Annotated in this window: 8 protein-coding genes and 1 tRNA gene; 3 read left to right on the plus strand and 6 right to left on the minus strand. The window is 39.9% G+C overall.

The features are described from left to right. Positions 1 to 58: 58 nt before the first annotated feature. Positions 59 to 1,072, minus strand: a complete 1,014-nt coding sequence (gap, locus tag K339_RS0121915; protein ID WP_028525521.1) for a type I glyceraldehyde-3-phosphate dehydrogenase — start codon at positions 1,070 to 1,072, stop codon at positions 59 to 61. Positions 1,073 to 1,706: 634 nt separating this feature from the next. Here gap and K339_RS0121920 point away from each other — a divergent pair. Then, a complete protein-coding gene (locus K339_RS0121920; RefSeq protein WP_028525522.1) occupies positions 1,707 to 2,519 on the plus strand; it encodes a 2,3,4,5-tetrahydropyridine-2,6-dicarboxylate N-succinyltransferase in 813 nt (270 codons plus the stop codon). A 461-nt stretch (positions 2,520 to 2,980) separates the two neighbouring features. Next, entirely contained in the window at positions 2,981 to 3,505 is a 525-nt protein-coding gene (locus tag K339_RS34450; protein WP_037301575.1) for a helix-turn-helix transcriptional regulator, read from the plus strand. Positions 3,506 to 3,978: 473 nt separating this feature from the next. Here K339_RS34450 and K339_RS0121930 read toward each other — a convergent pair whose 3' ends face one another. Further along, positions 3,979 to 4,611 (minus strand): hypothetical protein, encoded by a 633-nt coding sequence (locus K339_RS0121930; RefSeq protein ID WP_028525523.1) that lies wholly within the window; start codon positions 4,609 to 4,611, stop codon positions 3,979 to 3,981. Positions 4,612 to 4,910: 299 nt separating this feature from the next. Here K339_RS0121930 and K339_RS34455 point away from each other — a divergent pair, with 299 nt between their 5' ends. Next, on the plus strand, positions 4,911 to 5,270 hold the full coding sequence (locus tag K339_RS34455; RefSeq protein ID WP_051398168.1) for a hypothetical protein: 360 nt from the start codon (positions 4,911 to 4,913) through the stop codon (positions 5,268 to 5,270). Positions 5,271 to 5,347: 77 nt separating this feature from the next. Here the strand turns inward: K339_RS34455 and K339_RS0121940 are convergent, their stop codons facing one another. From K339_RS0121940 to K339_RS37755, 4 genes are all read right to left on the minus strand, one after another. Next, the gene (locus K339_RS0121940; protein ID WP_028525524.1) at positions 5,348 to 6,787 is read right to left on the minus strand and encodes a tetratricopeptide repeat protein; all 1,440 of its coding nucleotides are present in this window, start codon (positions 6,785 to 6,787) and stop codon (positions 5,348 to 5,350) included. 70 nt (positions 6,788 to 6,857) lie between these two features. After that, positions 6,858 to 9,377, minus strand: coding sequence for a DNA gyrase subunit A (gene gyrA / locus K339_RS0121945; protein WP_028525525.1), 2,520 nt, complete (start codon positions 9,375 to 9,377; stop codon positions 6,858 to 6,860). 59 nt (positions 9,378 to 9,436) lie between these two features. Beyond that, positions 9,437 to 9,667 carry a hypothetical protein gene (locus K339_RS0121950; protein WP_028525526.1) on the minus strand — a complete coding sequence of 77 codons (231 nt, stop codon included), beginning with the start codon at positions 9,665 to 9,667 and terminating at the stop codon, positions 9,437 to 9,439. A 116-nt stretch (positions 9,668 to 9,783) separates the two neighbouring features. Beyond that, positions 9,784 to 9,887 (minus strand) — tRNA-OTHER (locus K339_RS37755). Between the last annotated feature and the right edge of the window lie 4 nt (positions 9,888 to 9,891).

Genomic DNA, 9,891 nt, shown 5'->3' on the forward strand with positions numbered 1-9,891 from the left:
TATTACAAGAGAAAATCAAAAGCTGATTTTTCTCAATGTAACGAGAGGATTTTGCGAATTATTGAGAAATTAATTGTGCAAAAAACTTAACTGTACGAACTAGCTGGCTTACGTAGCTCATTTCGTTGTCGTACCAGCTTACAGTTTTTACCAATTGTTTGTCACCAACAGTAACAACTTTTGTTTGGGTTGCATCAAACAAGCTACCGAATGAAGTACCGATGATGTCGCTGCTCACGATTTCGTCTTCATTGTATCCGAAACTTTCGTTGCTAGCGGCTTTCATTGCACCATTTACTTCCTCAAGCGTTACTTTCTTATTCAAAATAACAGTCAATTCTGTTAAGCTACCAGTGATTGTTGGTACACGTTGCGCACCGCCGTCCAATTTTCCTTTTAGTTCAGGCAATACTAAGCCGATTGCTTTAGCGGCGCCTGTGCTATTAGGAACGATGTTAGAGGCAGCGGCTCTAGCACGTCTTAAATCGCCTTTAGGGTGAGGAGCATCAAGGGTATTTTGGTCGTTTGTGTAAGCGTGAACAGTGGTCATGCTACCAATTTCGATGCCAAAGTTGTCATTTAATGCCTTTGCCATAGGAGCAAGGCAGTTGGTTGTACAGCTTGCGCAGCTAATAATTGTTTCAGAACCATCCAAAATAGAGTGGTTTACGTTGAAAACAATCGTTTTAAGGTCACCAGTAGCAGGTGCACTGATAACAACGCGCTTTGCACCTGCAGTAATGTGTGCTTCTGCTTTGGCTTTATCAGTAAAGAAACCAGTACATTCTAATACTACATCCACGTCGTGTGCTCCCCAAGGAATCTCTGCGGGGTTTCTTTGAGCGTAGATAGTAACTTCTTCGCCATTAACGATAATACTATTATCTGTAGATGTAACAGTTTCGTTGAATTTACCTTGAGCTGTGTCGTATTTTAGCAAATGGGCTAGTACTGAAGGGCTAGTAAGGTCATTAATAGCTACTACGTCAATACCTGGCATGTTGTAAATCTGACGGTATGCTAATCTTCCGATACGTCCAAAGCCGTTGATTGCTACTTTTACTTTTGTCATTTTGCTTTTTGGTGGTTTAATGGGACATCTTTATTTACTTTCATGGGCAAAGATACTTATTTCTTTTTTATTTGTGTAAGGATTATTTTTTAGTAAAATGATAGAACTTGGCTTGTGATTTAGTATTACTTAGTAAATTGTACTAATATTTAGATGTATTTTTAGTATCTAAAGGAATAGTTTGCTAAATATTTGGTATATTGTTTAGTAATTTACTAATAAAACTGCTAAATTGTCAATTACCCTACTAAGTATAATGCTAATGATAAGATTTAGCTAAAAACTGGGTATAATACATTAGTAAAAATAGACCGAAACGAATATAGACAAATGGGAAATAGAGTAGGAGAGTAAAACCGACGTAAAATTGGAAAAGAGCGCATTTATTAGTAAATTACAGTATAAACCCAAAAGAAGGTAAAAGCATTAAAACACAATGATTACAAAAGCAACAACAGAATAAACACTGAAGAAGAACATAAGACCTTCAGTACACCTCTTTAAGCAACAAAATAATATAATCCTATAGAAAAGTACATTTTTACATATTAAAGAAATAAAGAGTGTTATAACCTTAAATAAACCTATATCAGAAGGTTAGATTAATTTAATTGAAGTACAACTTTAATAAGTAATGAAAGAAAAAGTACAAATTGAAGCTGCTTGGGAGAACAGAGAACTCACCAAAGACCCAGAAATCATCAAGGCCGTAGAGACAGTTATTACTGCCTTAAACGATGGAAACATCAGAGTTGCAGAACCAACAGCAGAAGGATGGCAAGTAAATGACTGGATCAAGAAAGCAATCCTCCTTTACTTCCCCATCCGTCAAATGGAACTAAAGGAAGTCGGTATATTCGAATACCACGACAAAATGAAACTAAAAACTGGCTACGACGCTTTAGCCGTACGGGTCGTACCACCAGCTGTAGCACGCTTTGGAGCGTATTTAGCAAAAGGAGTTATTCTCATGCCTTCTTATGTTAATATAGGCGCCTACGTTGACGAAGGCACGATGGTCGATACTTGGGCAACTGTTGGTAGTTGTGCCCAAATTGGAAAGCACGTACACCTGAGTGGGGGCGTAGGAATAGGCGGCGTTTTGGAACCACCGCAAGCAGCACCTGTCATTATAGAAGATGGGGCTTTTATTGGTTCACGCTGTATCGTAGTAGAAGGCGCTCACATTGGGAAGCGTGCTGTTCTAGGAGCAGGAGTAACCATAACTGGTAGCTCAAAAATTTTGGATGTGACTGGCGACACTGTCATCGAATACAAAGGATACGTTCCTGACGATTGTGTGGTTATTCCAGGAAGTTATCCAAAAACCTTTCCAGCGGGTACTTATCATGTACCATGTGCCTTAATTATTGGTAAAAGAAAGGCCAGTACCGACTTAAAAACATCGCTTAATGAAGCCCTCAGAGAAAATAACGTTGCTGTTTAAGCAGGCGAGGAGAGAGGCCATTACATTACGCATTATAAAAAAAGAGACACTATCAGTGTCTCTTTTTTTGTGCTATTACCCCATAAAAATTACTGTCGTGTCAGCAAACTCTTTCAATAGAGAGTATTACCTCTGCTATCTGCAGCAATTGTTGACACAAACATAAATGTAATTTACAATGTTTACAAGAAATTTTCGTAATTTTTTTGTGGACCTCCGAAAAGATAACTTTACGGTATTTATGCGTGATATTGATACAAATAATAAGATAATTGCCTATAAATAAGGAAGTTACGTGCATTTACAGGTGTTTACACAACTATACAAAAACAAAGTATGTAAACACTCTGTAACCATTTTTCTATTCACGTATGTAAACATTTGGATACTTGTGTAAACGTATATTTGTTTATTGTTTACATTTTATTACATTTGTGCAAACAATAAACGTTTACAATTCTATGGCAATCTATTCCGATTTTACCGAAAATCGCTATCTAAAAAACAATAAAATACGGGTAATACTTGATGAAAACCATTTGAACGCTTCCCAGTTTGCTGACGCTATTGATGTGCAACGTTCTACCATTTCCCACATCTTAGCCTACCGAAATCGCCCAAGTCAGGACATTTTGGAGAAAATAGTGGCTTGGAACCCAAAATACAGCTTCGATTGGTTTAAAACACAGACTCCTGAAGAGGATAAAATAATAGCCAAACTCATTGAAAATCAGGGATATGGAGGCGCAAAACTACAAGCACAAACGGCGCCAGAATTGCGTGAAAAAGAGAAGTCGAACAAGATTACGGCTACAGTAGATTCTCGTTCCTCACCAATCAAGCAAGAACCTGTCGTATCTTCCTTTTCCAGTGAAGTTTCTAAACCTCGCAAGGCTGTGCTTATAACCATTGTTTATGACGATGGTAGTTCCCAAGTGATTCCCGTCGATCCTAACTTTAAAATAAATCAATTACTAAGCCAATAATTTTATTCTGAATTTACCCTGTTTATCACGCAGGCGCTTTTGATTTTAACCCTAAAAGTATCTACCAAAAGCGCCTGCGAATATTGATTTGAAATCCGTTTTATTTGACTTTTAAAGCCTATTGAACGCTTAAAAATAGATAGATATAAAAAGACACCTTTTATATTTAAATGGCTTAGATGGCTATTTATTGATTATTTCAATGTTATCAAAACCAATTGCTTTGCTAAAAAATACTTTTGGTCTTCTCCGCGATGGGGGAACGTTCAACTGCTCATTATTAAAAAATATTAATATGCAGACTAAATAGACTTTATTTTCATGAAACAGTACAAAAAATCCATAACAGTCTAATTATCAGCATGTTATAAATATAAGTTCCACACATGTTTCACAAACGTTCCACGTGAATACATAACTATCTCATTATCAATAGTTTATTTTTTTGCTTTAAAAGGGTAGAAGAGTGCTGTTTAGGGCCAGGTAACACGCCCTTGAGAACGCAATTGTCGCGCTTGTAGAATTTTGATGAGATGCGGGTATTTGAAGTTCAATTTATAAAAACCTTGCGAATCAAGTTTAATGTGCTCGGGTAACAATCCAAAAGTGTCGGCGGGTAACAAAACCTCCATTCGGGCAATGGGAACGTTATGTCCATCAATGGTCGAACAAATGGTATAAAGGCACTCAATGTCATCGTAGCTAAACCGACCAACATAAGCCAGTAACTGCGCACAGAAAGACTCCGCGTCATTAATGGATACTAAATTGATGGAGAGCGTCGCATTCATAAAATACGTTCCTGTTCCTTTATAAATCCCGTTCAACGACCGTACAATCACTTTACCGTCGGAGCCTATACTTACCAAATCCTTGATAATTAATTTTCGCTCTTCATCTAAGTAATATCGTTCGTACTTTCCGTGAAGATGTCGAATGCTCTGGTTTTGTTCAACGGGAAAATGCTCTTGGGCTTTTTCATAAGCGCTCGCTGAGTCGCTATTAAAAAAGTAATCCTGAATATCGGTTGGCATCGGCATTTGCTGACGACGTTTCTTGACATTCTTGACCGTTTTTTTCAAGGCAGGAATCATTCCTTTATTCATAGGATTAGGATGCTGTAATTAGGTTCTAGGACGTTAGAGACGCTGAAATCACAAATCATACCAAATATAAGTTTTTACCCCATTATCTCTATTCTATTGTACCTATTATATATTATTGTTTTATCCTTTAATTACCTACATAGATAGAAAAACAAATGTATTATAATTTACATTATGTTAAATAAAACAATCGCGATTCTAATATACACCTTAAATACAGTGTATTTACAACCTTTTTCTACCAAAACACGTCTTTTATTTATTATGTAGAAACTAATTTTGGACAATTACATACCCCCATGAAAACCATCATAATCACCTTATTTTTAGGCACTTTGATAACAGCTTGTCAGTCTGATGTAAATCCTAACCGTGTTTTGACAAAAGCAAAACTTGTCAATGCGCTCGCAGTTGATGGCTGTGGCTGGCACTTTGAAGTAAATTTGACCGATGAAATCGGCTCCTATGTCACCAGCGATGCTTCAAATGAGAAAGTAAACGCCTTAATCTCACAAGCAAGAAATCAATATGGCATTTATGTTTTAGAAGTAGAGATGAGCTTTGAACTCACAGGGAAGAAGAAAAAAGTTATGTGTGGCTGGGGTAAAACTCCTGAATTTGACGAGATTAATATCCAAGAAATCAGGGTTTTACGTTAAACCCCTCCCCTCCCACACACAAAAAAAGCAGCATCGTAATGATGCTGCTTTTTTATTTTATAAGAAGTAAGTGTTGTTTATTTTGCTTCTTCGCAAGCTACTTTCTTTTCTTCAAATTGCTTCAAAATGGTATCCAATTGCTTCATAATCTCTACCACTTGTTCTTCTTCCTTGATGGCTTTTGCCTTTACGAAATATGGTTGAGATTGTTTGAATTTACCACACACTTTGGCTTCAATTTCTTTACCTTTCGTGTTGTAGTCTTTCATATCCATCGCATCCACAACTGCCTTCATCTCAACCGCTTCGTTGAAATAAAATACGCCCAAGTTAAAAAGTGCGTCGTAGTTGTTACCATCAATAGCCAATGCTTTATCGTAAGCTTCTTTAGCTGCTACACGCGCCACATTTTGCTTGGCAGTCAAATCTGCTAGTTTTGCAGTAACATCACCCAGAGCAGCTACCTCTTCTTTGGCTTTTGCTAGTTCCGTTTTAGCTTCTTCCCAAGCCGCTTTGTTTTCTTTTTGCTTGGTTTCTGCTTCAGTTTTTTGACGCTTTAAATCCGCGTTTTTAGGTTGCTTTGCAATCAAACCAGCAATACGCTTAATTTCATCTGCAAACACCTTATCTGTCTCTTCAGCATCTTTTATTTTGCGCTCTACTCCTGACGTCTTCTTAGAACTATCTTTCAATTTGCGAATTTCAGCCGAAGCTACATTCGCTTCGTTGTCATTAATGATACCCAAGTTTAACGGATACTGCGCATTTTTAGGATCAAGCTGAATCAATTCTTTTAAACCAGCCTTAGCTTCCGTCATTTTGTTCATATCCAAGTACACATTTACTTGTTCTGATTTAAAAGCAGCCTTACTCGCTGGTAGCGCTACCATTCCTTTTTCGAGGATTTGGAGCGCCTTATCGTTTTTCTTTTCTACTCGGTATAGCTGTGCCAACAACGAATAGTTGCTAGCGTCTTTACCACCTTTGTCAATATAGCTTTCCATCATTGTGGCCGCCACATCATTTTTTTGACTTTGCATGGCGCTATAAGCTCCGTATAATGGTGCTAAAGTATCTTTAGGATTAACTTCTTGGGCTACCGTAAAAAACTTGATGGCACCAGCATAATTCTTCACCTGAAACTTCTCAGCTCCTTGTTTAACAAGTGCTTGTCCCAAGTTTACACCAGAGTCATCAGTACCACCTGTTAAAAACTTTTGGGCATCTTTCGTGACTTTTCCAGGCTTTGCCGCATCTACCTCTACTGCTTTTTTGAAAGAATCATAGGCTACCATTGCAGCACTTGAGTCCATTTCGGTGTATAAGCGAGCGATTTCATCATAGAGTTTACCGCGATCTAACCAGGTTGAAGATTTTGCAGACGCCTTTGGATCTGCAATTGCTTTATCACTTTTCTCTTTGTCTTTTTTCTTTTGCTCTAACAAAAGTTTGTCCACCTGAGCCGAGGCAGAAACGGTAAACAATCCGAAAGCAGACATTAAAAACAGCTTCTTCATTTTTGGATTCGTTGTGTTAAGTGTTAAGTTGAAAATTTGTGCAAAAAACGGATACTCGTTAGGTTTATTGTTATTCAGTCGTTTCGGTTGATTCAGGAGTTTCGGTAGTATTTTCTGCTATCAGCCCTTCTTCTTCCTCCAATTCGTCTTTTTCAATTCGAGTAACCGACGAAATTTCGTCACTGTCGCTGAGTTTGATAAGGCGAACTCCTTGGGTATTGCGACCTGCAACGCGAATTTCTTGAACCGACATCCGAATGGCAATGCCAGAACGGTTGATAATCATCAAATCATCGGTTTCACTTACCTCTTTGATGGCGACAAGATTTCCTACTTTGTCCGTGATGTTGAGGGTAGTTACCCCTTTTGCTCCACGGTTGGTAACCCGATAATCTTCGATTGGCGAACGTTTTCCGTACCCATTTTCTGAAACTACCAAAAGTTGCTTATCAGTACCGCTCACGCAAAGCATACCAATCGCTTTATTGTTTCCTTCTTCACCCAATTCAATACCCTTTACTCCAGCTGCGGTACGACCCATCGGGCGAACGCGGCTTTCGTGGAACCGAACGGCTTTACCTTCTTTTGAGGCAATCACAATTTCGTTGTCACCATTGGTTAGGGCAACATCCAACAGGCGATCTCCTTCATTGATTGAGATTGCGATGATTCCATTAACCCGTGGGCGTGAATACGCTTCTAGGAGGGTTTTCTTGATGGTACCCGATTCGGTACACATAATCAAGTAATTGTTATTGATGTAATCTGCATCACTCAACGTACGCACGTTGATTACGGCTCGTACTTTATCGCCCGATTCAATGTTGATAAGATTTTGAATGGGTCGGCCTTTTGATACTTTTGAACCTTCGGGGATTTCATACACTTTTAGCCAATATAGGCGGCCAAACTCAGTAAAAATCAAAAGGTAGTTCAACATAGTTGCCGAAAACAAATGTTCGGTAAAGTCATCGTCTTTGGTCGTAACACCACGAGACCCCACTCCTCCCCTGCCTTGGGTACGGTACTCACTCAAAGGGGTACGCTTAACGTAACCTTGGTGCGAAATGGTAATCAACATTTCCTCATCCGCAATCATGTCCTCATCGGCAAACTCTTCGGCAGCGTACTCAATTTTTGAGCGTCTTTCGTCACCATAACGTGCGCGAAGCTCGGCAAGTTCGTCCTTGATAACTTGGAATTTACGAGGTTCATTCGCCAAAATATCCTGTAAATCAGCGATTACCTTCATCAACTCGTCGTACTCAAGAATGATTTTATCACGTTCCATACCCGTCAAACGTTGGAGACGCATATCAAGAATGGCTCTGGCTTGGGCTTCGCTTAAACTGAATTGCTCAATCAGACCATTACGGGCGGTTTCTGGGTCACGGGCACTACGGATAAGGCTGATTACCGCATCTAAATTGTCTAGAGCAATCAACAAACCTTGTAAAATGTGTGCCCGCTTTTCTGCCTCTTTGAGTTCAAATTGTGTACGACGCGTCACGACCTCTAAACGGTGTTCAACGTAGTATTTGATAAGGTCTTTGAGATTGAGCAGAGCAGGACGTCCTTTTACAAGTGCAACGTTATTGATGCTAAACGAAGACTGTAACGGGGTATATTTGTACAAGTGGTTTAAAACAATATTTGGGATACTGTCTTTTTTCAACTCAAATACGATACGAACACCTTCACGGTCAGATTCATCGCGAATGGCTGAAATTCCCTCTATTTTTTTCTCATTGACCAAATCAGCGATACGTTTAATCATATCCGCTTTATTGACCATGTACGGAATTTCAGTCACTACGATTTGCTCGCGTCCCGTTTTGGTTTGTTCAAAAGTTGCCACTGCACGCATCACCACGCGACCACGCCCTGTTTCGTAAGCAGAACGAACCCCCTGGTACCCGTAAATAATCGCACCTGTTGGAAAATCTGGTGCTTTGACGTACTGGATCAATTCAGAAACGGTAATATCGTTGTTATCAATGTAGGCAATGGTACCATCAAGAACCTCGGTAAGGTTGTGAGGTGCCATGTTAGTCGCCATACCTACCGCAATCCCAGATGAACCATTGAGGAGTAAGTTGGGAAGTTTGGCGGGAAGTACACTCGGTTCTTCGTCCGAATCGTCGTAGTTTGGTTGAAAATTGACGGTATCTTTGTTGATATCCACCAGCATTTCTTCTGCAATGCGCTTGAGACGTGACTCGGTATAACGCATCGCTGCGGGCGAATCTCCATCTAACGAACCAAAGTTTCCTTGACCATCAATCAATGGATAGCGTAACGACCAAGGTTGCGCCATACGAACCATGGTATCGTAAATGGACGAATCCCCGTGTGGGTGATACTTCGCCATTACGTCCCCGACCGTACGTGCCGATTTTTTGTAGGGGCGATTGTGCAGGAAGCCCGATTCAAACATAGCATAAAGCACCCGTCGGTGGACGGGCTTGAGTCCGTCGCGGGCATCGGGAAGGGCACGCGAGATAATTACCGACATTGAATAGTCAATGTAGGCAGTCCGCATCTCCTCCTCGATGTTAATTGGGATAATGTTGCTGGTGTTTTCTGACATAAATTAAATTTAAATGCTTATATGTACAAAAATACACCAAATACTTTAGATAGGCAAAATTAGCGACGTTTACCCCGTTTTTCGGAGGCTTGGCTACGCTTTTCAGCTTTTGTTCTGGGCATTCCAAACAGGTAAGGTTTGGGTAATGTGCCTCTACCGCGCACCACCCGCTTTCCGTGGCTGTGGTTGTATTTCACTTTGCATCCTTTGATAGGGCACTGACGGTACCAACATCCCTCAAAAAGGAAGGCCAAAGCAACTATTCCAACAATTAAAATGGGCCGTTTCATTATAGCTCTTTAATCAAAGATACCAAGTTATTATACAGAAGCTCAAAAAACAAAAACTTGGTAAAAGGAAGAATACTATATAACAAAAAAGGCTACGAAAATTCGTAGCCTCTGTGAGCCCCCAGCCGGGATCAAATCGCAGGGGCGACCCCGCAGCGACCTACTGATTACAAGCGGCAGGCGTTCCTGTCAGTTGCTCTATCAGCTGAGCTATGGAGGCATTA

The sequence above is a fragment of the Runella limosa DSM 17973 genome, assembly GCF_000482465.1.
Taxonomy (GTDB): Bacteria; Bacteroidota; Bacteroidia; order Cytophagales; family Spirosomataceae; genus Runella; species Runella limosa.

Excerpts from the sequence above, each read along its gene's own strand:
- gap (WP_028525521.1), bottom strand. The coding sequence starts at position 1,072 with ATGACAAAAGTAAAAGTAGCAATCAACGGCTTTGGACGTATCGGAAGA.
- K339_RS0121920 (WP_028525522.1), top strand. The coding sequence starts at position 1,707 with ATGAAAGAAAAAGTACAAATTGAAGCTGCTTGGGAGAACAGAGAACTC.
- K339_RS34450 (WP_037301575.1), top strand. The coding sequence starts at position 2,981 with ATGGCAATCTATTCCGATTTTACCGAAAATCGCTATCTAAAAAACAAT.
- K339_RS0121930 (WP_028525523.1), bottom strand. The coding sequence starts at position 4,611 with ATGAATAAAGGAATGATTCCTGCCTTGAAAAAAACGGTCAAGAATGTC.
- K339_RS34455 (WP_051398168.1), top strand. The coding sequence starts at position 4,911 with ATGAAAACCATCATAATCACCTTATTTTTAGGCACTTTGATAACAGCT.
- K339_RS0121940 (WP_028525524.1), bottom strand. The coding sequence starts at position 6,787 with ATGAAGAAGCTGTTTTTAATGTCTGCTTTCGGATTGTTTACCGTTTCT.
- gyrA (WP_028525525.1), bottom strand. The coding sequence starts at position 9,377 with ATGTCAGAAAACACCAGCAACATTATCCCAATTAACATCGAGGAGGAG.
- K339_RS0121950 (WP_028525526.1), bottom strand. The coding sequence starts at position 9,667 with ATGAAACGGCCCATTTTAATTGTTGGAATAGTTGCTTTGGCCTTCCTT.